Source organism: Haloimpatiens massiliensis, assembly GCF_900184255.1.
Taxonomy (GTDB): Bacteria; Bacillota; Clostridia; order Clostridiales; family Clostridiaceae; genus Haloimpatiens; species Haloimpatiens massiliensis.
The window spans coordinates 1962225-1987783 of the sequence record NZ_LT854640.1 but is presented as its reverse complement, the minus strand read 5'-3'; the positions used below and the strand labels follow the sequence as shown (position 1 = coordinate 1987783).

Genomic DNA, 25559 nt, shown 5'->3' with positions numbered 1-25559 from the left:
GAAAATATTATTTGAAAAGAATTTTTTGGAGGAGTTATTTATGATTAAAGAAATTATTGTGGTGGAAGGTAGAGATGATATTACAGCAGTAAAAAAAGCTGTGGAGGCAGAAGTTATAGCAGTAGGTGGATTTGGTATAAATAAAAAAGTAATAGATAAAATAAAAGAAGCACAAAAGAGACAAGGAGTTATAGTCTTTACAGATCCAGATTTTGCAGGAGAGAAAATTAGAAAAATAATATCTAAGAGGGTACCAGGTATTAAGCATGCATACATATCAAAAATAGATGGAACTAGGGATGGCGACATAGGCGTTGAAAATGCATGTCCAGAGATCATAAGGAAAGCATTAGAACAGGCTAAATGTGAGCAGAAGAAAAAGACACAGGAGTTTACTATAGAAGATATGCTTTATTTTAAATTAAGTGGATATAATAATTCAAAGGATAGAAGAGATAGAGTTGGAAGGGAACTAGGGATAGGTTATGGTAATGCTAACCAATTTTTATCAAGGTTAAATAACTATGGTATATCTAAAGAAGAGTTTGTAAAAGCCATAGAAAAAATTGATAAGGAGATTAAAGATGGAGAACTTTAAAACTAAAAATATAGTAGAGAAATATGGATTTAAATTTAGCAAGAGTTTAGGCCAAAATTTTTTGATTGATGATACGGTTCTTTATGATATAGTCAATGGAGCAGAAGTTGGAGAGGATGATTTAGTAATAGAAATAGGACCAGGAGTAGGAACATTAACAAGGGTTTTGTTAGAGAAAGCTAAAAAAGTGTGCTCCATAGAATTAGATTCTAGACTTATACCAATACTTTCAGAAGAACTAAAAGAATATTCAAATTTTCAACTTATACATGAAGATGCTCTAAAGGTTGATTTTAATAAAATAATTGGCCAAGAAAAAAGTGTGAAGGTTGTAGCAAATTTACCGTATTATGTAACTACTCCAATAATATCCAATTTACTTACGGGAGAATATAAATTTAAGTCACTAACTATAATGATACAAAAGGAAGTAGCGGAAAGAATAGATGCAAAGCCCGGATGTAAGGATTATGGAGCTCTTACATTATTGGTTCAATATTTTTGTAATACTAAGATTTTAAGAAAAGTATCACCAGGATGTTTTATACCAAGCCCTAAAGTAGATTCTATGGTAATAAGGCTAGAGAGAACAGAAACTCCTAAAGTTCATGTGGAAGATGAAAAGTTATTTTTTAGGGTAGTTAGGGATGCTTTTAGCATGAGAAGAAAAACTTTATGGAATGGACTCAAAAATATAGGTTTAGATAAGGAAAAATTACAGTATGCTTTTGAAAAAGCAAATATAGATCCAAAAAGAAGAGGAGAAACTTTGAGTATAGAAGAATTTGGTGATTTGACTAATGAAATATATAAGTTAAGTAAATAATTTTATAAGTAGGTTCACTTTTTTGAAAGTCTCACATATATTATAATGAATAATATCAATGGGGGGACTAATTTTGGCTTCTAAAAAAAGTTATAGTAGATATTTTATCATACTCCAAGAAGATGAAAGAGGCTTTGGATTATCTTCAGGTAAAACTCCTACAGGATATGCTAAAATAGAAATAAAGAATTCAAAGTGCAAAATATCCTATTATGTTCAAAATCTAAAGCCTGATGATAAGTATTCTATGTTACTTATATGCGGTAAAAAGGGATGTAGGAGCTTAATAAATATAGGCAATATAAATTTAGATGAACAGGGCAGAGCTGATGTGAGTTATGAATATGATGAAGAAAATATAGGAGGAAGTAATACATCAGTAGACAAGGTTATAGGAGCTTCTATAGCTAGAATAATGGATAATAACGTCATATCTTTAATGAGCGGATTTATTACTACAGATATACCAAAAGACTGGAAAACTTATAACATTATAAATATAAATGATAAAAGGGATTTGGGGAACATATTTGAAACCTATGAAGAAGAAATTGAGAAAAATAAGCAAAAAGTAAAAGAGGCTGTTAAAGAATCCAAGGTTTCAGTGAATTCTAATAAAGAAGAGAAAAATGTAGTTGTAAACAAGGATACAGAAGAATTAGAAGAGAGAGAAAATATTAAAGATAATATAAATAGGGATGAAGATAAAAAGGATAAGATAGAAAATGAAAAAAGTAGTAACGGGAAAGAACAAAATTCCAAGAAAGAATTACACGTTAATAAAGAAGAATTAGAGATTAATAAGGAAGAGAGAAATGAAGAGTACAAGGATGAAAATTGTGAGAAAACTGAAGTCTCAGAGGAAATTATAGAAAAAAATAAAGAAGAAATAAAGGAAGATAGGGAAAAAAATAAAGAAGAAATCAAAGAATATATGAAAGAAAATAAAGAAGAAATCAAAGAAGATAGAAAAGAAAATATATATGAGCACAAAGAAGAATTTAGAAAAAATAAATGTTATATGAATTCTATGGAGGAATTTTTTGAAAATTTAGGTGAAGGATTTAAAAAATATGTGGACATTTTCCCTAAAATACAAAAAAGCGTATGGTATAAAATAGATGTAGAAGATATAGAGCATATGTGTGATATGAGTAACTACCAAAAGTATGTAGTTATGCATTATCCTATGATAAAATATTATCCTTATATAAAAGAATATAAGCATTATTTAGTAGGATATAAGTATGATGAAAATTGTAAAATTAAATATATAATGTATGCAATACCAGGAAATAAATCTCCAAATTGCCAACCATTTAAGGGAAAAACAGGCTTTGTAACTTGGATGAAGAGCTGTAATTTAGATAAGAATCAAGGATATTGGATAATGTTCTATGATTTTAAAAACTACAACATATTAATACCTATAAAGAAAAATAAGTAATATAGAAAAAAATATACGCATATAGTACTATTGTATGAATTATATGCGGGGGTAAATTAATGATAAAAGTTATAAAGATAAATAGAAAAAGAGTAGGAATATCTTTAATTTTAATAGGACTTATGTTTATTCTAGTAGTTTTTCAAAAAAATTTAGATGGAAAACTAAAATTTACAGCATTAATTCATAATGATATAAAGGCATTAAAAGAATATTATATGCTTGATAATACGTATCTCTATAAACTTCCTGCAAATTGGAGTACAAGAATAAGAGAGTTTACTGGTAATGAGATAATATATCATAATGAATTTATTTCAGAAGATAATGTTATACGTGGAGTAGTTCAAGTTTGGAATATAAATATGAGTTTAGAGAAATTTTTAAAAAGTAGTGAGAAAATATCCTTAAAACAAAATGTCATAGAAAACTACAAGATGAATGCTATAGATTTAGGTGGAAATAAGGGATACGAAGTAACATATTCCATAGTAGATAAAGATAAGAATATATATAGGTCCTTTGAATATTTTATTCCTAAGAAAGAAGGATTCGTGAGATTTTCTTTCTTTGTAAATGAAGCTAATTTTAAAGAGAGTATGCTACAGGTTTTTAAAACAATAGTAAGTACTTTTCAAAGTGTAGATATGCATCTTAGAGTATAATTTTAGTAGGCGAAGGTAGTAGTAATTACTGTTTAAAAAAATAAAGGAGATACAAAAAAGTATCTCCCATGTACACAATATATCCATTATAATGTAAGTTGAAGAGACTATACAGAAATGGGTGATATTATGTACATTATAAGTTTAAATGATAAAGCAATAACTTTCAATGATTTAGAGAAAAAAATATATAAATATGCATGTGAGGAAGCATGTAGGTTCATGAAAAAGGTGCTAACGCACCTAGACCGAAGGTTGTTGGATGAAAGAGATACTAAGGTTTATAGAAATAAAGGTTTTAAACATACCTGCTTAAAAACTATCATGGGAAATATAGAGTTTGATAGACGTATATATGAGTATGAAACTGATGATGGTAAAATAGCTTATAAATTTTTATTAGATGAATATTTGCAAATGGATACAATAGGACATATTTCAACTACATTAGTAGAAAAGATGGTAGATAATGTGACTAATGTTTCTTATAGGAACACTGCAAAAAATATTAAAGAGCTAACTAACCAAGAAATCAGCCATACGGCAGTATGGAATGTAGTACAAAAACTAGGTTCTAAAATAGAGGAAAAAGAGGAAAGAAAAATATTATTAAACAAAATAGGAAAGTTAAATGGTAAGAAAGAAGTTGAAGTTTTGTTTCAAGAAATGGATGGAATCTGGTTGAGCATCCAAGGAAAAGACAGACCTAAAGGAAAAAAGTCTAAAAAGAAAGAACTGAAGCTTGGAGTAAGCTATGAAGGCTGGAAGAAGAGAAATGGTAGTAAAGATGCTTATGTAGTTGAAAATAAAATAGCTTGGGCTAGTTTTGATAGTAGTAAAAAATTTAAAGAGCTTAGTGATGCTAGTATTGCTGAAATTTATAATATAGATGAAATAGATACAAGAATTTTAAATGGAGATGGAGCATCATGGATAAAACAAAGTTTAGGAGAAGAAGGTGTGTATTTTCAACTAGATCCATTTCATAGAAGTCAGGCTATAATAAGAGCCATACAAGATAAAAAAGAAGCTCATAAATTAATAAAAATGTTAAATGAAGGAAAAGTAGAAGAAAGCTTTGAGTATATAACAAATCTAATGATTAAGTATAGTGACGATGAAAATAAATTTAAGAAATTAGAAAAGCTATACATGTATTTTTTTGATAACAAGATAGGATTAAAGCCATATAAGCTAAGGAAAGAAATTAAAATGCCGAAGGCGCCGGAAGGATTAGAATACAGAAATTTAGGCACAATGGAGCATAATATCTGTGATGTATTAGCTCAAAGAATGAAAGGAAGAAAAATGAGTTGGTCAATTAGAGGTGCTAATAATTTAGCTAAAATACTAGCTGAAAAGGCAAGTAAAAGAATATACAATGTAGTAAATGAAATGTGTTCTAGTGTTATTTCAGATGATGAGCTAGAAAAAATAACAGAAATGATTACATTAACAGCAGCTGATGTAAATAAGAAAGTTGGTAAAGGCAAAGTATACCCAATACACCAAGGGAAGATGCCATTTACAGGCTGCGCCAATACAAATGGTCGCAAGGCAATAAGAGCCTTAGTTGAAAATAAAGGGTTTAATGACTTAGGATTTATTTAATAAAAGTATAAAATTATGCAGGTGAAGTGCGCCCTTTCGGGCTGGGGCGTAGCCCCTTATATAGGCTAGAAATATTAAATTTAAAAAAGTGTAAAAGTAAATTCAAAAACTATATTATAATGGATAAAATTTTAGAAAATAAAATTGCCCACTAGAACTTGACACAAACGATATGCATAAAACATTTGATTAAATTTAAGTAAAGTATTATAATTTATATAATAGAAAAAAGAGAAGCTTAAACTTCTCTAAAATTAGAGAAGTTTAAGCTTCTCTTTATTTTATTTAATAGGAGGGTGACAATATGAAACCTGTATTATTTGAGGTGTTTGGCATAAAGATATATGGTTATGGCACCATGATAGCTATAGGAATATTATCAGCAATTATACTATTGAATTATAGGATTAAAAAAAGAGGATATAATGAGGACAAGATAAGTAATATGGCTATTATAGCAATAATATCAGGTGTATTAGGTGGAAAACTACTCTTTATAATTACTGAATTTAAGAATATTTTAAAAGATCCATCTATACTTAAGGATTTGCAGTATGGCTTTGTTATATATGGTGCAATATTAGGGGGAGCCTTAGGTGTTTATCTTTATAGTAGAAAAAATAAATGGAGAGTACTAGATGTATTTGATTTAGTAATACCAACTATACCATTAGCCCAAGGTTTTGGAAGAATAGGATGCTTTTTAGCAGGCTGCTGCTATGGAAAAGTTACAAATAGCTGGCTTGGTGTGGAATTTAAAAATTCGGATTTTGCGCCAGTAGGAGTGCATCTACATCCAACTCAAATATACTCTTCTATTTTTGATTTTGCCCTTTGTGCTTTTTTATTATGGTATGATAAGAAAAATGAAAAAGAGGGAAGAGTTTTTTCCATGTACTTTATATTATATGGTATTGGTAGGTTTTTAGTGGAGTTCTTAAGAGATGATCCTAGAGGAACAGTATGGATGTTTTCCACTTCACAATTTATTAGTATAATTATGGTTATATTTGCCATTTTGGTATTTAATATAGATAAGTTATTTAAAAAAGAAATATAGTAGCAGGAGGAAGAAGCAGTGGTGAAATTTTGGAGAAAATTTTTTATAGCCATTATAGTATTAACATTGCCTTTTGTTTTCATTGGATGTAATAAAATAGATAAGTTAAAAGTAAAAATGGGATTGATGAATGAAGATTTTCAGTATATAAAAGATGGAAGAATTAATAAAATCGTCATTCAAAGTACTAGAGATAAAGGATTTAGATTTATAGTTGAAGACAAGAAGGCTATAAGTGATATGTATGATATTTTATCTTCCTCTAAGAAGGTAAGTAGTAAAACTACATTGAATCCAGATTACATATTTGAGATGTATGAAAATGATGAAAGTGTGCACCAATTTAAATATATAGTAGGTCTAGATAAAAAAAGTGGTGGTGGAAATTTATATGATGAGGAAAATAATGTATATCTAGTTTCAGGAAGACTTGATAATGATATAATAAAGAACTTTTGGAATATAAGAGTTCCAGAAAAGTTTTCGGAGGTATACTATGGCTCATTGATTGAAGTATTGAAAAAATACACTAATAGTTATAGCCCTAAATCCACTATTGGGATAAAGTTGAATGATGACGTTGAGGCAAGAAAGTTCTTATTATCTTCAGACATAGAGCAATTTAAGGAAGATATAAGAAACAACAAAATAAATGCAGAAATAATAGAAGATAAAAATAAAAAATATGATATAGTTATGAATATAAGTACTGAAGGCTATAAGGCTTTTCTTTACAAGGGAATAGTAGAGTTTCAGGATGATGCTAATAATAAAAACAAAAAATATTATATATGGAATGAATACGATAAGGGCAATTGGGAAATAAGGATTTTCCCAGATAAAGCACCAGTAATAAAGGATAAACAGTTTTAAACCAGATGAAAATCTGGTTTTTTACTTTTTGGGTAAATAAAATGTGATGTGTACGGGTTTAAAATGGATTTTATGAATTTATTGGAAAGAAAAAATGTTGTTAATGGATACAAATATTAAATTTGTTTGAAGAGAACTTTATAAGTCTATGGGCAAATAAGTTTATATTCAAGTTATTTTATGCTAAAATGATTAAAATAGCGTTTTATGGGAGGAATAGTATGAGCAAGAAAAAGAAAGTTATTTTATGGCTTATACCTGTTGTAATTATAGGTGTTTTGATTTATATAGGAACAATTAATAAGAACAGAAATAAGCATAATAAAGTTAAAACGGCAAAAGTAAGTACAGGAAATTTGGAAGCATATCTATCTACTAGTGGAAAAATAAGATCTAAGAGTTTAAAGGAGTATTTTGGAGTTCAAGGAAAGGTAAAGTCAGTTAATGTAGAGGTGGGAGAAAAGGTTAAAAAAGGGGAAGTACTTATAGCCTACGATGTTCCAGATTTGAATTCAGCTGTAAGAAAGGCAGAAATTGAATACAATAATGCAGTTCTTCAAAGAAAAGATTTAATAGCACAAAGAGATGATGTTAAAAAGAAAAAATCAGATATTGATAATGAAATAGCTAAGTTAGAAGAAAGTAATAAGCTTCAAAATATGAAAACTATTGAAGAGTTGAAGAGTGCAAAAAGTAAGCTTCAAGATATTTCAGATGAAAAAGTTAAACAGACAGAAAATGCAGTTGAACTTGCTAAATTAGCTCTAAATAGTGCAAAAGAAAATAAAAATAAAAGCAGAAGTAGTATAGTGTGTGAAAAGGATGGCATAGTTACAGCTTTAAATGTAAAAGTGGGAGCTATGGATAGTGGAGCACAGCCAGTTGTTGTAGTTCAAGATATTACAGATTTAGAGGTAGTGATGTCTTTAAATAAATATGATTCTTCTAGAGTAAAGTTAGGGCAAGAAGCTCTAATAATAAGCGGAGGAAATAAATATAAGGGAAAAATATCATCTATAGACCCAGTGGCAAAAGAGGAAGTATCTGCTGTAGGAAAAGAAACTTCTCTTGGGGTTTATTTAGATATATTAGACAAAAGTGATAATTTAAAAGTAGGATTTGACGTAGATGTAGACATATTAGTAGAAAAAACACAAGAGGCTTTAAAAGTACCAACAGAAGCCATAAAACTAGATAAAAAGGGAAATAGCTTTGTATATGTAGTAAAAGATGGTAAGGCAGAAGAAAGAAAAGTAAAAGTGGGCATTCAGTCTGATACGCAAACAGAGATTTTAAGTGGATTAAAAGAGGGAGAAAAAGTCATATTAAATCCTAATGAATCTATTAAGAATGGTGTTTTAGTAGAGGAAGTATAGGAGGGGTACTATGTTAGAGGTAAAAAATATAGTTAAAACATACGTTACTGGTGAATTAGAGTTTACAGCGTTAAAAAGTATAAACTTAAAAATCCAAAAGGGAGAATTTACTTCCATTATGGGACCTTCAGGTTCAGGAAAATCCACATTTATGAATATACTTGGATGTTTAGATAATCAATATCAGGGAGAATACATATTAAATGGAAATGATATATCGGATTTAAAAGATGATGAATTAGCGCATATAAGAAATAAAGACATAGGTTTTGTATTTCAAGCATTTAATTTACTTCCAAGGATGACATTGCTAGAAAATGTAGAACTTCCTATGATATATGCTGGTATACCTCTTAGGGAACGAAAAAGAAAAGCAATAGAGGCGCTGGAAAAAGTAGGATTAGGAGAGAGGATTAGGCATAAATCCAATGAAATATCTGGAGGGCAAAAACAAAGAGTGGCTATAGCAAGAGCTATAGTAAATAATCCAAAAGTAATAATGGCAGATGAACCTACGGGGAATTTAGACACTAAGTCTTCTGTTGAGATAATGAAGATATTTCAAAATCTAAATGAAGATGGTGCTACGGTTGTTATGGTTACTCATGAAGAAGATATTGCTAGATATACTAAGAGGATTGTTAAATTTACAGATGGGGAGATAATTTTAGATAAATCAGTGGAAAATAGGATAATTATATAAAGAAATTCATAGTAGAGAAAGGAGGTATTTCCTGGTGAATTTTAATTTATATGAAAACTTAAAGATGGCTGTAGAAAGTATAAAGTCTAATAAGTTAAGATCCTTTCTTACAATGCTGGGAATAATAATAGGAATAAGTTCTGTAATAACGATTATTTCTCTAGGAGATGGAGCTAGAGACAGCATAACAGGAGAGTTTGAAAAGATAGGAGCATCTATAATAAACGTTAAGGTAGATAGTTCTAAGGCAGATAGGAGCGATTATATAGAACTAAAGGATGTAAAAGTATTAAAGGATAGAGTTGATTCTATAAAATATGTAACTCCAGTGGCACAGAAAAGAGGAAATGCTGCTTCAGATAAAAAGAATAGAGCTGCCTTTTTTTTAGGTGGTAATACTGATTTAGCATATATTCAAAATGTAGAAGTTTTATATGGAAGATTTTTTAATGAGAGAGAGTACCTTCAAGGGGAGCCAGTAGTAGTTATAGATAAAATGTCCGCAAGGGCACTGTTTGGATATGAAGATGTAGTGGGAAAAAGCATAAAGGTAGGAGAAAAAACTTCTATGAAAAAAGCTAAAATAGTAGGTGTAATAAAGGGATTTGAAAATCCATTTATGGGTGAAGAACAGGAAGAAGAAATGACGTTATTTATTTATACTCCAATAACTTTTATCCAAACTATTTATTCTAATAATTTTTATATAGATAGTTTAAGTATAATGGCAACTTCAAAAGATGCCAGTGAATATGCTGGTAATGCTGCTGTAAATATATTATATAGCAGACATGGTAATAGAGATAAGAACGTTTATAGTGCAGAAAATGTATTGAAACAATTAGAACAGGTGAATAAAGTTTTAGGTATATTTACAGCATTTATAGGTGCCGTAGCTGCTATATCACTATTAGTTGGTGGTATAGGAGTTATGAATATAATGCTTGTTTCAGTTACAGAAAGAACAAGAGAAATTGGTATAAGAAAAGCAATAGGGGCCACTACTAACGCCATATTAATGCAGTTCTTAACGGAATCTGTGATAATATCTCTTATAGGTGGAATAATAGGGATGTTAGTAGGAATTACTGGAGCGCAATTAATAGGCATGGTAGCTAAGATATCCCCTAACATATCCTTAAAAGTAATAATGGGTACGATATTATTTTCCTCTGCTGTTGGAATTTTCTTTGGCATATATCCTGCTAAGAAGGCTGCCAAATTAAATCCTATAGATGCACTTAGATATGAATAAGTAAATACGTATTTAAATACACACTGGAAAATTTAGTGCCTATAGTGTTATAATTTTAAATATACGGAAGGTATATAAATCGACATTTTTCGGTAGGTGCCTGGCACCAATAAAAAGGAGGCGGAAGTTAAGTCATGAGTACATGTGATACATGTCCAAGTAAGGGAAATTGTAATACCAAGAATAAATGTGAAGAGGCTAAGTTATTGCCTAAGTATGGTAAAATAAAGAATGTTATAGGGGTTATAAGTGGAAAAGGTGGCGTTGGTAAATCTACAGTAACAGGAATACTTGCTACAAAGCTTGCTAAATTAGGTTATAAAGTAGGAGTTCTAGATGCAGATATTACTGGACCATCTATGCCTAGATTTTTTGGAATAAATGATAAAAGAGCTTCTATGTATCCTGCAGGGAATGAAAATGAAGTTAAATTTGAACCTGTTACTACAAAGTTAGGTATAAAGGTTATATCTTTAAATCTATTAACGGAGCAAGAAGATGAACCTGTTATATGGAGAGGTCCTGTAATTACTGGTGTTTTAAATCAAATGTATGTGGATACCATGTGGGATGAATTAGATTATCTTTTAATTGATATGCCTCCAGGCACAGGGGATGTAGCTTTAACTGTAATGCAAACTATGCCTGTAACTGGAATGGTAATAGTATCTACTCCTCAAAATATGGTATCTATGATAGTTAAAAAAGTTGTAACTATGGCTGAAAAACTTAACATAAATCTTTTGGGTGTAGTTGAAAACATGGCTTATGTAGTTTGTGAAAGCTGTGGAGAAAAAATGAGAATATTTAGTAAGAAATCAGGAGAAGAACATGCTAATTATTTAAATATACCGTTACTTGCGGAAATGCCAGTGGATTTAGAATTGGTAGAAAGTATGGAAAATGGAAATTCAGAAGAATATATAAGCAATCATAAAGGTTATGATGAACTAATGGAAAATGTGTTAAAGCAATATAATAAATAATTATTTGTCTTTAAAATAATTATTCCGAGCTTTTATGCAAGTCATGGAGGAGAAATTTCATAATTCCACCACATTGTACCTTATTGTGGGTTAATCAATATATAAATTATAAAAAGTAAGAAATAGATAAAGATATCTAAGAGTAGTTGTAGCTGTTGTATTAGCTATTTAAAAAATCGCTAATACAATGGCTTTTTTTAATGAAAAATAATTTTAAAATGAAAAATATTTTTTTAGATTTTTATATATAAAAAGGGTATACAAAAAAATAATAAAAAAAATATTGAAGAAATTTTCTTGCAATAGTAACAATGATGGCAAAAGAGGTTTATAATAAATAAGGGAAAATTAATGATGAAAATAGTAAATAAATGTAGTACGAGGGGGAATAAAATGAAAAAATTACTTGAAAAGGATATAGTTGAAGAGTCCATAATGATTGGAAGTACTATAAAATGGATTTTGTTATCCATATTTGTAGGATTAACTGTTGGATTTGCTATTGGTATTTTTGTAAAGATTGTGGCAGCGGGAGAAGTTTTTATAAAACAAGAAATTAAATATTATTATTTGCTGTTGCCTATTATATTTTTTATGTGTAGTTTAATAGTTTTGAAATTAGCACCGGATGCAGAAGGTCATGGTACTGAAAAAGCTATAGAGTCTATACATAAGAGAGCAGGAAAAATGGATGTAAAAGCCATGCCAGTAAAACTATTTACTACATTTCTAACTATAATATTTGGAGGATCTGTAGGTGAGGAAGGACCGGCCACCCAAATAGGTGCAGGCATAGCATCATTCTTTTCTAAATTTTTAAATATGAATGATACAGATAGAAAAAGATTTGTTATATGCGGAATTAGTGCAGGTTTTGTAGGAGTATTTGGTTCACCTGTAGGGGCTGCGGTTTTTGCTGCAGAGGTTCTATATATAGGAAGATTTTCTTATTTATCTCTTTTGCCGGCTTTAATTTCATCTTATGTAAGCTATTCAGTGGGAAGATTTTTGGGAACTAAACCTCTTCTAATATATTTAGTTGATTTTAAAAGATCTAATCCTGGCATGATGTTTATTAAAATGATGGCATTTGGAGTATTTATTGGGATATTAGCTAATATATTTATAGTTATAGTAAATTTAATAGAAGAGTTATTTAAAAAATTAAAAATATATAAGCCCGTAAAAGGAATTATAGGTGGATTAATATTAATAGCTATTGTGCTTATAAGTGGAAGTACAGATTGTATTGGAATGGGTGAAGGAATAATAAATAAGGCTGTATCAGGGTTAAGTGTTGGAAAGTTTGCATTTATAGGTAAGATGATTACATCTTCTGTAACATTAGCATCGGGAGGAAATGGTGGAATACTAACTCCTATGGCGTATATAGGAGCTACAGCAGGCAGTACTTGGGCTACTTTAATACATGGACATGCCTCTTTTTATGCAGCTATGGGAATGGTTTGTTTTTTGGCAACATGTTCTAATACACCTCTAGCAGGTATAATAATGAGTATGGAGTTATTTGGAGCTGAAGTAGGTACTTATTCCTCTATAGTGTGTGTTATAAGCTATTTAATAGTAGGACATAAGAGTATTTATCCAACGCAGGTATTAAAGAAATCTAAAACACCGTCTATTTGCATGAAGGAAGATTGTGAAGTAGGTACTGGTGGAAGATTTAAAATAAATAAATCTCGTAAGAATATTTTAGGTAAAGTTATTGAAACAGAAAAATTGGAATTTACTGATTCAGTACGTGAATAAAAACCATTGGCTATATTTTAGTATAAAAAATTGTACTAAAATATAGCCAATGGTTTTATAAAAAATTATATAAAGAAATCTATTACCTTATTTGAAGTTGAAGAAGATGATAAAGAACTATTTAAAGAAATGTCTACAGTATCGCCTATTTTTGAATTTTTAGGCAATCTGGTAACAGAAATATCCATAGTAGTTCCGTCTTGAAAATTTATAAAGGCATCAGTTTTATTCATATCTATTATTTTACCTATCATAAAATATCACCTTTCCGAAATATATTTAATGATATTTTATGTAGATTATATTTTTTTATTCCTCAAATAGCATTACACCTAATAAACCAGGTCCAGTATGCACACCGGCAGCAGGACTTATATGCCCTGTATTTAATGAGATTATATTAGAAAACTTGGAAATAACATCTAGTAATTTTTTACATTCTTCTTCAGCACCTCCATGCATTACATACACTTTACATTTGCATTTTTCTAGAATTTCTTGAACTATTGATAGCAACTTGGTTATAGATTGTTTTTTACCTCTAGTTTTTGCAACTGTGTAATATGCACCTTCATGGTCTATGGAGATTATTGGTTTGATATTGAGAAATTGTCCAATTGCTCCAGCAACTTTACCTATTCTTCCCCCTTTTTTTAAATATTCAAGGGTATCTAATAAAAAATATAAATGTACTTTATTTTTTATACTAGGTAAAAGTTCCACTATTCTTTGGAATGATTCACCATTATTTATAAGTTTAGCACATTGTTCAACTATTATTCCTTCTCCAACACTTATGGATTTTGAATCAAATACATGAGTTTCAATTTTGGGATGATCATCACTTATTAATTTTATAGCATTAAAAGTACCAGATAAATTAGAAGATACTGGTATTGCTATAGCATGAGTATAACCTTCCTTTTCTAGCTCAATATAAAGTTCATTTATTTCATCCATTGAAGGTAATGAGGTAGTTGGAATTTCTTCTGGCATTCTATCATAAACATCCTTAGGAGTTATATTTATTCTATCTAAATATTCTTTATCTTTATATATTATTTTTAAAGGTAAGACCTTTATATTGTACTTATCAACGAAGTCTTTATTTATATCAGAAATACTATCTGTTATTAAAGCTATTTTATTCAAAACATATTCCTCCTAATCTGTTAATGCTTTAATTATAAAATTAATTTACATTGTTGGCAATACTTTATTGTAATAAATGAAGAATGTACAAGAAACATAAATAACATCCTTTGGATAACATTTCATTTAACTAGATTTTGTATAATAATTTAAAAAAATAGAGGTATAATTTCAGGTAGATTTAAGTCATTTTTTAAATGACGTCTAATTAAAATTATATCACTTATAGTTAGAAAATCATTTTAAATTTATAGGAGTATTATAATTAACAATATGCCACCAGGTTCTTCCTGGTGATAAAGGTATGGTATTTTCATTTTCATCTAGTAAAGTTGTTTGAGAATTGTGATTTTTTTTCACCCATTTAATTTTTATGAACTTTCCATTAGAAATTAAGTATCCACTTCCCTGGCCTGTAAGTCTTATATTTAAGTGTAGAGCATCATCTTGTAATGAAATATCTGTAAGTTGAATGACTATATTGCTACAGTATAGAGGTTCGTTTGTAAGTGCATCTACAGATATATTGTTATCCATGTATTTAGTATATTTATTATCTTTAAAATAGTAACTAGTAGTGTAATATTTGTTTAAATTTATATTAACTTCTTGTGCAGAGAGAAGACTAGGATCTTCCCAGTATTCTTTGTCAAAATTAAATTTAATAGGTGAATTTGATTCAAAGTTTACTTTTTTTATATAGGTTCTTATTTTATCACTGTCAGTATATAAATTATGAGGAGGTTTTCTAGTTTTATCTCTAAAGAAGTATGCAGAGTTTGAAATTTCATTAATGCTTTTTTCTTTGTTTTTTAAAATTCTATTTAAAGCCTCTTGACTTCCACCGCAGTGTGCAAAGGGAAGCTTATATTCCGCTGCTATATCAATAAAATAGTTTCTTGCACTTCGTACAGGACCAACTTTTTTACAATTATTTTTTTGAAATAGAGCTATAAACCTAGGTATACCTCCCTCAGCTACAGTTTCATATACTATATCTGATGAATTTAAACCAGACTGAGGTCTAGAAGCTTTTGAATTTTCTATTATAACCATGAAAGGAGTATTGGCAAAGGAGTCTTTATTTACCTCTTCACCTGTAAACTGAGAAATGTATCTTTCTTCTTTTTTTTCAACAGGCCTTTTATCTTCTGTAATTGTATTATTTGGAGCAGGTGAGTTTACTTGTTTTTTTCCAAAATTAAAGGGAAAACTACAACCTTGAAAAAAACATATGCATAAAATTATACTGAATACAGTTTTTTTATTAAGCATAATATCCTCCTTTATATAGTAAATATAGAAATATTTTATCACAAAAATTAATTATATCAACTATTAAAAATATATATTAAAAATATATATTTAAAATAGTATTGTATCCCTTTAAAATCAGTAAGTAACATGATATTATATATTTTCAATCCTTAAATAAGTACAAGAAACAGTATAAAAATTAGCTACGGAGTTCTAAATTAACTTTATATATTTTTTACGTTAATTTTAAAATTGATATAAGTTCATAAGTGAAGTATAATAGCACAGTACAATATATAGTGGTCGGAGGGGTTAAATATGCTACATGTTGTTAAAAGAGATGGAAGAACAGTTGATTTTGATGCATCCAAGGTAGCTGGTGCTATAAGAGGAGCAGCAGATGAGATAGGTTCTAAACTTAAAGAAAGTGAAATAATAGAGATTACACAAAAGTGTATAGAAAGGGTAGAAAAGTTAAAAGATCAAAAGATCAGTGTGGAAGAAATTCAGGATTTAGTAGAAGATACTTTAATAGTGCAAGGGTATAAAGATATAGGAGCAGCATACTTTAATTACAGGAGAGAGAGAACAAAAGTTAGAGATATAAAATCGGATTTGATGAGAGCTATAGAACAAATAGGAGTGGAAACGGATAGGGATAATGCTAACGTAGGTAATAATTTCTCATCTAAGCTTTTGAGAATAGCTTCGGAATCCAATAAATGGCATAATTTAGCAATGATGCCTAAAAAATTAGCAAAAGCTCATGAGAACGGAGATTTGTATTATCATGATTTAGATAGTTATAACCTAACTACTAATTGTCTTAATATAGAAACTGGTAAAGTATTAAAACGAGGATTTAATACAGGATACGGTACTATAAATCCACCTAGAAGAATAGAGACAGCAGCAGAGCTTTCTTGTATACTTCTTCAAAGTACTCAAAATGATATGTTTGGTGGGCAGGCTCATGTAAATTTTGATAATGATATGGCTGATTTTATACCTAGTACAAGAGAAGAAGTTATAGAAGAAGTATTATCTGTGCTTAAGGATGTACCAGAGTATGAAGATATAACAGAAGAAAATATACATATGAATCCTCTTCTAAAGGAATTAGTGAATAAAAAGCTAGAGAAAAGAGTTCATCAAGCAATGCAAGGTATAGTTTACAATTTGAATACAATGCACTCTAGAGCAGGTTCACAAGTCCCATTTTCATCTATAAATATTGGAATTCCTAAAAATGATGATGCAGCACTTATATGTATGGTCTTTCTAGAGGAATATGAAAAGGGACTAGGAAAAGAAGAACAACCTATATTTCCTAATATAATATTCAGAGTAAAAGAAGGGGTAAATAGAGAAGAAAATGACCCTTACTATTATTTATACAAGTTAGCGTGCAGAGTTGCAGCTAAGAGAATGAACCCTATGTTTATGAATATAGATGCTGACTTTAATAAATATTATTATGATAAAGGAATTATGCCAGCAACTATGGGTTGCAGAACTTACGTATGTTCTAATATAAATGGTGAAGAAGGCCCTCAAGGAAGAGGGAATATAGCACCAGTAACAATGAATTTACCTAGAATTGGTATATTAGCAAAAGGGGACTTGAATAAGTTTTTTGATATTTTAAATTTAAGATTAGAGATGGCAAGGGAAGCTTTATTACATAGATATGGTGTACTTAAAAGTTTAAGGGTTAAAGATCTTCCTTTTGTAGCAGGACAGCATTTAATGAAAGGATCAGAAAACTTAGGTGACAATGATTATATAGAACCTATTTTAAAACAAGGAACCTGGGGAATAGGCTTTATAGGACTTGCTGAAACTTTAATTGCTTTAGTGGGAGAACATCACGGAGAAAGTAAACAATCCCAAGAATTGGGTATGAAGATTATAAGTACTATAAGAGAATTTTGTGATAAGTATAAGGAAATAGATAGATTAAATTATTCTTGCTATGCAACTCCAGCAGAAGGATTATCAGGTAAATTTATATTCCAAGATAAGGCAGTATTTGGTGAAATACCTGGAGTTACAGATAAGGATTATTATACTAATAGTTATCATGTACCTGTATATTTCCCTATATCTATAAAGGAAAAAATAGATATAGAGGCACCTTATCATAAAATATGTAATGGTGGACATATAACTTACATAGAATTAGATGATTATCCACAACCAGAAGATGTTAAGAGTATAATAGATTATGCGTACAAGAATACTAATATAAGTTATATGGGTATAAATTTCCATATTAAATACTGCAGAGATTGTGGAACTTATTTAAATAGCGGTGAGCATAAATGTACTAAATGTGGAAGCTTAAATATACAAGGCATATCAAGGGTTACAGGATATTTAAGTCTAGATGAAAGATTTGGCAGCGGTAAAATAGCTGAGAGAGCAGATAGAACTTCTCATACAGAAACTCATAGGGCATTTTATAATGTATAGTGTGAGTATCCCACAATAAGGTACAATGTAGTGGAATTATGAAATTTCTCCTCCATGACTTGCATAAAAGCTCGGAACAATAAATTTAAACAGTTCCTTTGCTTCTTATGCAAGTCATTCCAGAGAAATTTCATAATTCAGGTAATATAATGCTTTTTGTGGGATAATCATAGTGTATAAAACTCAAGGAGATTTTTCTAATTAGAGATAAATCTCCTTTGACTATATGAAAAGGATTGATAATATGGATATTAGAGTGGCAGGTTTTTTAGATAATTCATTAGTTAATGGTGAAGGTATAAGAAGTGTTTTATTTGTATCTGGCTGTAATCATAAGTGTGTTGGATGTCATAATGAATGTATGCAGGATTTTAATTATGGAGAAGATGTAAGCAAAGAAGAGATATTAAGCCGTATAAAGAATAATGTGCCTATAATAAAAGGTGTTACCTTTTCAGGAGGAGAACCTTTTGAAAAGGCCCAAGAATTAATAGGGTTAGCAAAGGATGTTAAAGAACTAGGATTAAATATATGGTGTTATACAGGATATACTTTTGAAGAAATACTTACAAGTAGAGACCAATACAAAATAAATTTACTAAAATTAGTTGATGTATTGATAGATGGAAAGTTTGATATAAACCTTACGGAAAAGCCTCCTAAATATGCAGGGTCTAGGAATCAAAGAATTATAGATGTTAAATCTAGCATAACGCAGGAGAAAGTAATAACTAAGCAAAATGTAAAATAATATATGTAATGAAATTGTAATTTGGTAAAAAACCACATAATGTTAATTATTTAATTATAAGCATAGATATTGTTGAATATTGAACAATATCTATGCTTTTTTAGATAATTAGATGAAAAAAAGGATCTGTAGAATATTCTGAATATTGAAAAATATGAAATAGAGGTATATAATAGTAATAAATACATTACATAAATTACAATATATAAGGTTAAATAGAAAAACATATTATAAAATCCTTTTTTAGAATAATTTTTATTTAGGCCAGTAGTTAATATTAATTTCTTATTGTGAAAAAGGGGATATTACAATAGGTAGACATGGGATAAAAACTAAAGAATTTTTAAATTGAATCATAAGGAGAAATCTAGGGGCTATAATTATTTGATTAATATATACATCGCATTTATAGAAAGTATCCTTTTGATAAATGAGTAAACCTTTAAAGTGTAAAATGAGTGAAGGTTTGCAAATAAAATTAGAATGGGGGATGAACATGTCAGAAAAAGGATTACCTAAAGGTGCATACGGTCTTAAAGATGATCAGAAGGAATATATACCGTATGTTCCAAGTGAAAAGGTGATGCCGGAGTTTACTTTATTATCAGTAATCATAGGTATCATATTAGCCATTGTATTTGGTGCTGCCAATGCGTATTTAGGTCTTAAAGTAGGTATGACAGTTTCAGCGTCAATACCAGCAGCAGTTATTTCAATGGCAATAGTGAGAGTAATTTTAAAAAGAAAATCAATTTTGGAAAATAATATGGTGCAAACTATAGCATCTGCAGGTGAGTCAGTGGCGGCAGGTGCAATATTTACAATTCCAGCACTATTTTTATTAGGGACTAATCCTAGCGTATTTACTATGGGAATTATATCTTTAATAGGTGGAACTCTTGGAGTTGTATTTATGATTCCTATAAGAAAGTATTTAATAGTGCAAGAGCATGGAAGACTTCCATATCCAGAAGGAACAGCTTGTGCAGAAGTTTTAGTAGCAGGAGAAGTTGGTGGAGCTAGCGCAGGACTAGTATTCGCTGGTGGAGGAGTAGGTCTTTTATATAAACTATTGGGAGATGGAGTTAAGTTATTTCCAACAGAAGTTAGTTATGGATTTAAAGGAGCTTTAAATGGCGCAGGTATAGGAATGGATGTATATCCAGCATTACTTGGTGTAGGTTTTATAATTGGACCTAAAATATCAGCGTATATGTTAGGGGGAGCTATTTTAGGATGGTTCTGTTATATGCCATTAATAGCCCTTATAGGTGGTGGAAATACTATTGCACCTGGAACTATGGCTATAAGTAAAATGGATTATTGGACAATATGGGGTAGTTATATTAAATATATAGGTGCTGGTGCAGTGGCAGCTGGTGGTATTATAAGTCTAATAAAATCATTACCAGCAATGATATCTTCATTTAAAGAAGCAATGGGAGCTTATAAAAATAAATCTAAAGCTAATTCAGTGAAAAGGACAGAAAATGACCTTAATAGCAAATTTATACTTACCATTGTAGCTATTCTTATAATTCTAATGGTAGTTGTTAAAGATATTCAAGTAGGATGGCTTGGAGCTATATTAGTAGTCATATTTGGATTCTTCTTTGTAACTGTATCCTCAAGAATTGTTGGACTTGTTGGAAGTTCTTCAAATCCAGTATCAGGTATGACTATTGCAACACTTTTATTTACAGCACTTATAATGAAAGCTACAGGAGTTACTGGAAAGGCAGGAGTTGTAGCGGCTATAAGTGTAGGAGCTATAATTTGTACTGCTGCAGCAATCGCTGGTGATACTTCACAGGATTTAAAAACAGGATATTTAATAGGATCTACTCCTAAAAAGCAACAGATAGGTGAACTTATAGGTGTTTTAGCTACATCTATTGTAATAGGTTTTATAATGATAACGCTTAATAAAGCTTACGGATTTGGTTCAAAAGAATTGGGAGCACCACAGGCAACTCTTATGAAATTAGTTGTAGAAGGAATTATGTCAGGAAATCTTCCTTGGAACTTAGTATTTGTAGGAATTGGTTCTGCTGTTATGTTTGAATTATTTGGAATACCATCACTTCCAGTGGCAATAGGATTATACCTTCCAATACATCTTTCAACACCAATAATGGTTGGTGGAATTATTAAGGGTATACTTGATAAAAAAGTTAACAATGAAGAGGAATTGGCAGAGAGGAATGAAAGAGGAATACTTTATTCTTCAGGACTTATTGCAGGTGAAGGCTTGATGGGTGTTATTATAGCTGGTATAGTTGCAGCAAGAGGTAAGGCAATAGGATTTGCTGAACCAGTTTTAGGACAGGCTGCATCAATTATATTCTTTGTGCTTGTAATATTACTTCTTTTATATCAAGTATTTATTAAAAAATCAGCTTCAAATAAAGCATAGGTGAAGTAGGATATCTTGGAGTTTGGGATTCTATATTTATGGGATAAATATTAAAATGTTAATATATTAAGAATTAAGGGCATTTTATCCCTTAATTCTTTTTAAATATATTATAAATTTAACTTTCGCAGTTATAAATTATGATTTAAAATTAAAAACTAAATTTATATTTTATTTATTCACCTAAGGTAAATTTAAAAAATTATGTGTAAAAGTTAAGCCGTTACTGTAGCCACAAGTTATTTAAAGACATAGTTTCTAATATACATTAGTGGTTAAAATTGAGGAGGATTACATGAAAAAATTTGATGAAAATAAAAATGTATTGTTAATGATACCACAAAGAAAAGTTAATATTGAATGGGAAAAAAATGGTGAGATAATAACCTTGATTATAAAAAGAGAAAAATATATAGATAAAATAATGCATAAAATATTTAAAACACCTAAGGTAATAAGAATAGAATTAGACCAGATAGGAACTTTCGTATGGGAAAATTGTGATGGAATTAAAAACATAAATGATATATCTAAACAAATGAAAAGTCATTTTGGACAAAAAATAGAACCCGTTTTAGAGAGACTTATTACATATATCAGAACTTTAAAAAATAATAATTTTATAGAATTACAATAATAAATTTATGTATAACTGCATAATATTAAATTAACAATTATAAAATATGGGGGGAGCTTCTATGAGGTATTTTATATATTTTATTTGTATTGTATTAATAACGATGAGTATGGTGTACATAGGAACTATAAAAGAAAGAAATCTAGCAGCAGGACTTACCAATAAGCTTTGTATAAAGTGTGCAGAAAAAGTTCTTAAGTATTTAAATAAAAATGAATATGCCAGTTTAAATGATGTACAAAATTTAATAAAAGGGGTATCTACATCTGTATTTTGGAGTAGAAAGAGAGTTCAAGTAGAAAATCCACTACAGTTTTCTAGAATAGTAACAGATAAATTATATAAAGAGGGAAAGATATCTATAAAAATGAGAAAAAATGAACAAATATTTACCCTAAAGCAAAATACACAGAAAGCATAAATTGTGACATAATACATTGAAGAAAAATCTGATTTTAATTCCGTAATAAATGTATAATTTGGGACCGTTCACAATACGCCAAGAACTTCTAAATGTCTCACAGTTAAAGCCCCTAAAGCTTTCAAACTCACTCGTTCCTCGTTCAAACATGAAAGCTTCTTAACGGGTCTTTAACTGTGAGACATAAGAAGTTTTAAGGCTAGTTCAATAGTCCCCAATTCTACATTTATTACTACATTAAAATCAGATTTTTAGTTTAATATGTTTATGGTTGGAGAAGAGAAGCCCACTAAAGGATGATTTTCCTCCACTACGTTACGGAAAATCTTTAATTTATAAAACAAATAAAAAGGCTCCCATAATCTTTTTAGGCGTAGCCTTTCGTTTAGAACTTAAATGCCGGTTATTAATAATATTTTGACTAATTGGAAGATACAATTAGTCACTTTAATTAGGTACTAGTAAATACATAATTATTAAAATAAAATATTGGATAAAATTTAATATATTTTACCATAATGCATTGGCTTGTATAAATCTTAGCTTTAATATTTAGACTGGCTGCCGCCAATAAAAGCTTGTAAAGGCTTAAAAGAAAAAGCTATAATTATTCGATTAATAGTGTAATTATAGTTTTTATTATCAAATTATTGTATTTATATATTTTTTATTTAATTAAAGATTTTCTGTAGCATAGCGGAGGAAAATCATCCTTTAGTAGGCTGTCTCCCCCATAAGTAATGTACGTATGAACCGAAAAATCTGTCTTTAAGGTAACAATAAATATATTTTTTTAGACTATTGAGCTAGCCTTAGAAATTCTTTGTTTTCAAATTTCAATACCCGTTAAGAAGCTTTCATGTTTGAGCGCCGTTAGAAGCGAGTTTGAAAGCTTTAGGGTATTAAAATTTGAAAACATTAGAATTTCTTGGCGTATTGCGAACAGTCTAATAAAATATATTTATTGTGGACTTAAAGACAGATTTTTCTTATGGCACTTGCTTCACAATTTTCTTATTTTAGGTATTTTTATAAATATAATTGAATATATTTGAGTATAAACAAAAATAAAAGGGAGGATTTGTATGAGTAAAAGGGGTTTGCCTGATGGAGCTTATGGCTTAAAAGAAGGGCAAGAATATATTCCTTATGTACCAAGTGATAAGGTGATGCCTGAATTCACTGTGCTTTCTGTAATTATAGGTATTATTCTTTCCGTTGTATTTGGTGCAGCTAATGCATATTTAGGGCTTAAAGTCGGTATGACTGTATCCGCTTCAATTCCAGCAGCGGTTATTTCTATGGCAATTGTAAGAGTTATACTAAGAAGAAAGTCTATACTTGAAAACAATATGGTTCAAACTATAGCATCAGCAGGAGAATCGTTGGCTGCAGGGGCTATATTTACACTTCCAGCTTTGTTTTTATGGGGAGAAAATCCAAGTGCTTTAGATATGGGACTTATAACTTTAATTGGTGGTGTACTTGGAGTTGTATTTATGGTTCCTATAAGAAGATACTTAATAGTTCAAGAACATGGAAAACTTCCTTATCCAGAAGGAGCAGCTTGTGCAGAGGTTTTAGTTGCTGGTGAAGAGGGAGGAGCTAGCGCAAAATTAGTATTTACTGGTGGATTAATAGGACTAGTATATAAGTTCATAGGGGATGGAATAAAATTATTTCCAACAGAAATTAGTTATGGATTCAAGGGAAATTTAAATGGAGCAGCTATAGGTATGGATGTATATCCTGCATTACTTGGTGTAGGATTTATAATAGGACCTAAGATTTCAGCTTATATGTTGGTAGGAGCTATTTTAGGATGGTTCTGTTTTATGCCTTTAATAGCTTTATTTGGAGGAGGCAATATTGTAGCACCGGCTACTAAAGCTATTGCATCAATGGATTATTGGGGCATATGGAGTAGTTACATTAAATATATAGGTGCAGGAGCAGTGGCAGCTGGAGGAATAATAAGCTTAATTAAGTCACTTCCAACTATAATATCATCATTTAAGCAAGCTGTTCAGGGATATAAAAATAAAGGAAAGGCTTCTATTTTAAGAACAGATCAAGAATTAAGTTCAAAGTTTATAATAATAGTTATAATAGCAGCTATAGTTCTAATGGTAGCACTTCCTCAAATAAAGGTTGGATGGCTTGGAGCTATACTTGTAGTTGTATTTGGATTCTTCTTTGTAACTGTATCTTCTAGAATAGTAGGGCTTGTAGGAAGTTCATCTAATCCAGTATCTGGTATGACCATAGCTACATTATTATTCACAGCAATTATAATGAAAGCTGCAGGATGGTCTGACACAAAAGGAATGGTAGCAGCACTTTGTGTAGGTGCAATAATATGTACTGCATCAGCTATAGCTGGAGATACTTCTCAAGATTTGAAGACTGGTTATTTGGTAGGATCAACACCAAAGAAACAACAAATAGGAGAGCTTATAGGAGTAATTGCATCAGCAGTATTTATTGGATTTATATTAATTACTCTTAATAAAGCGTATACTTTTGGATCTAAAGATCTTTCAGCACCTCAAGCTAGTTTAATGAAAATGGTTATAGAAGGTATAATGAAAGGAAACTTACCATGGAATTTGGTGTTTGTGGGTATAGCATCTGCTGTAATGATAGAAATATTTGGAATACCATCACTTCCAGTAGCTATAGGATTATATTTACCAATACATCTTTCAACTCCTATAATGGTCGGAGGAGCTATAAAAGGTATATTAGATAAGAAAGTTAAAGATGAAGCAACATTAAAAGAAAAGACAGAAAAAGGAGTATTGTATTCATCAGGACTTATAGCTGGTGAAGGATTAATGGGCGTTATAATAGCAGCAATAGTCGCAGCTAGAGGTAGCTTTGGACCTGAAGAGCCTATATTAGGACAATGGGTTTCTATAATATTCTTCTTAATAGTTACCCTAACGCTACTATATCAAGTATTTTGGAAAAAGAAAAAAATAGTAAATAATTCTAAATAGTGATTCTATTTATAAATAAAACCTAAGGCACATTCAAATAAATAACAAGTCAGTATGCTAGTCTATTTTGAGTCATACTGCGTCAGCAGAACTCACCGATAGTTCTACTAGCGGCGGAACCTGCTTCCTTGTCTGACACAAAATATACCTGCATCTTTGACTTGTTATTTATTTTCATGTACCTAATTAAATACTAGATGCTGGGTACTAGAAATTCCTAGCATCTAGTTATATAAAAAAAGTAGTACAAATTACTTTAATAATTAAATATTGGAATT

21 protein-coding genes are annotated in these 25559 nt (G+C 30.0%); 18 read left to right on the top strand and 3 right to left on the bottom strand.

Features of this window, described 5'->3' with window-relative positions:
• The first annotated feature begins 40 nt into the window (after positions 1–40).
• The 12 genes from rnmV (at position 41) to C1715_RS17485 (ending at position 13170) form a co-directional block, all read left to right on the top strand.
• Positions 41–598: a ribonuclease M5 gene (gene rnmV, locus C1715_RS17540; RefSeq protein WP_102401636.1), complete on the top strand. Its 558-nt coding sequence runs from the start codon at positions 41–43 to the stop codon at positions 596–598.
• Positions 585–1424, top strand: a complete 840-nt coding sequence (gene rsmA, locus C1715_RS17535) for a 16S rRNA (adenine(1518)-N(6)/adenine(1519)-N(6))-dimethyltransferase RsmA (RefSeq protein WP_102401635.1) — start codon at positions 585–587, stop codon at positions 1422–1424. The genes rnmV and rsmA overlap by 14 nt, the downstream gene beginning before the upstream one ends.
• A gap of 73 nt (positions 1425–1497) precedes the next feature.
• Positions 1498–2871, top strand: coding sequence for a hypothetical protein (locus C1715_RS17530; RefSeq protein ID WP_102401634.1), 1374 nt, complete (start codon positions 1498–1500; stop codon positions 2869–2871).
• Positions 2872–2930: 59 nt separating this feature from the next.
• Positions 2931–3536 (top strand): hypothetical protein, encoded by a 606-nt coding sequence (locus tag C1715_RS17525; protein ID WP_102401633.1) that lies wholly within the window; start codon positions 2931–2933, stop codon positions 3534–3536.
• A gap of 117 nt (positions 3537–3653) precedes the next feature.
• Positions 3654–5147: an ISLre2 family transposase gene (locus C1715_RS17520; protein WP_242971993.1), complete on the top strand. Its 1494-nt coding sequence runs from the start codon at positions 3654–3656 to the stop codon at positions 5145–5147.
• 304 nt (positions 5148–5451) lie between these two features.
• Positions 5452–6207, top strand: a complete 756-nt coding sequence (locus C1715_RS17515) for a prolipoprotein diacylglyceryl transferase (protein ID WP_102401632.1) — start codon at positions 5452–5454, stop codon at positions 6205–6207.
• A gap of 18 nt (positions 6208–6225) precedes the next feature.
• A complete protein-coding gene (locus C1715_RS17510; protein WP_242971992.1) occupies positions 6226–7080 on the top strand; it encodes a YhfM domain-containing protein in 855 nt (284 codons plus the stop codon).
• Between the two features lie 221 nt (positions 7081–7301).
• Positions 7302–8456, top strand: coding sequence for an efflux RND transporter periplasmic adaptor subunit (locus C1715_RS17505; RefSeq protein WP_180964130.1), 1155 nt, complete (start codon positions 7302–7304; stop codon positions 8454–8456).
• 10 nt (positions 8457–8466) lie between these two features.
• On the top strand, positions 8467–9159 hold the full coding sequence (locus tag C1715_RS17500) for an ABC transporter ATP-binding protein (protein WP_102401630.1): 693 nt from the start codon (positions 8467–8469) through the stop codon (positions 9157–9159).
• 64 nt (positions 9160–9223) lie between these two features.
• Positions 9224–10414, top strand: coding sequence for an ABC transporter permease (locus tag C1715_RS17495; RefSeq protein WP_102401977.1), 1191 nt, complete (start codon positions 9224–9226; stop codon positions 10412–10414).
• Positions 10415–10548: 134 nt separating this feature from the next.
• On the top strand, positions 10549–11400 hold the full coding sequence (locus C1715_RS17490) for an Mrp/NBP35 family ATP-binding protein (protein ID WP_102401629.1): 852 nt from the start codon (positions 10549–10551) through the stop codon (positions 11398–11400).
• Between the two features lie 393 nt (positions 11401–11793).
• Positions 11794–13170: a chloride channel protein gene (locus C1715_RS17485; RefSeq protein WP_102401628.1), complete on the top strand. Its 1377-nt coding sequence runs from the start codon at positions 11794–11796 to the stop codon at positions 13168–13170.
• 65 nt (positions 13171–13235) lie between these two features.
• Here C1715_RS17485 and C1715_RS17480 read toward each other — a convergent pair whose 3' ends face one another.
• From C1715_RS17480 to C1715_RS17470, 3 genes are all read right to left on the bottom strand, one after another.
• Positions 13236–13424 carry a hypothetical protein gene (locus tag C1715_RS17480; RefSeq protein WP_102401627.1) on the bottom strand — a complete coding sequence of 63 codons (189 nt, stop codon included), beginning with the start codon at positions 13422–13424 and terminating at the stop codon, positions 13236–13238.
• A 55-nt stretch (positions 13425–13479) separates the two neighbouring features.
• Positions 13480–14322 (bottom strand): DegV family protein, encoded by an 843-nt coding sequence (locus tag C1715_RS17475; protein WP_102401626.1) that lies wholly within the window; start codon positions 14320–14322, stop codon positions 13480–13482.
• Between the two features lie 237 nt (positions 14323–14559).
• The gene (locus C1715_RS17470) at positions 14560–15597 is read right to left on the bottom strand and encodes a DUF3048 domain-containing protein (protein WP_102401625.1); all 1038 of its coding nucleotides are present in this window, start codon (positions 15595–15597) and stop codon (positions 14560–14562) included.
• Positions 15598–15897: 300 nt separating this feature from the next.
• Here C1715_RS17470 and C1715_RS17465 point away from each other — a divergent pair, with 300 nt between their 5' ends.
• From C1715_RS17465 to C1715_RS17440, 6 genes are all read left to right on the top strand, one after another.
• Complete coding sequence (locus C1715_RS17465; RefSeq protein ID WP_102401624.1) at positions 15898–18054, top strand: anaerobic ribonucleoside triphosphate reductase; 2157 nt, start codon at positions 15898–15900, stop codon at positions 18052–18054.
• Between the two features lie 244 nt (positions 18055–18298).
• Positions 18299–18805, top strand: coding sequence for an anaerobic ribonucleoside-triphosphate reductase activating protein (gene nrdG, locus C1715_RS17460; protein ID WP_102401976.1), 507 nt, complete (start codon positions 18299–18301; stop codon positions 18803–18805).
• 496 nt (positions 18806–19301) lie between these two features.
• A complete protein-coding gene (locus tag C1715_RS17455) occupies positions 19302–21221 on the top strand; it encodes an OPT family oligopeptide transporter (RefSeq protein WP_102401623.1) in 1920 nt (639 codons plus the stop codon).
• Between the two features lie 295 nt (positions 21222–21516).
• The gene (locus C1715_RS17450; protein ID WP_102401622.1) at positions 21517–21858 is read left to right on the top strand and encodes a PqqD family protein; all 342 of its coding nucleotides are present in this window, start codon (positions 21517–21519) and stop codon (positions 21856–21858) included.
• 61 nt (positions 21859–21919) lie between these two features.
• A complete protein-coding gene (locus C1715_RS17445; RefSeq protein WP_102401621.1) occupies positions 21920–22279 on the top strand; it encodes a hypothetical protein in 360 nt (119 codons plus the stop codon).
• Between the two features lie 1085 nt (positions 22280–23364).
• Positions 23365–25281, top strand: coding sequence for an OPT family oligopeptide transporter (locus C1715_RS17440; protein WP_102401620.1), 1917 nt, complete (start codon positions 23365–23367; stop codon positions 25279–25281).
• The last annotated feature ends 278 nt before the right edge of the window (positions 25282–25559 follow it).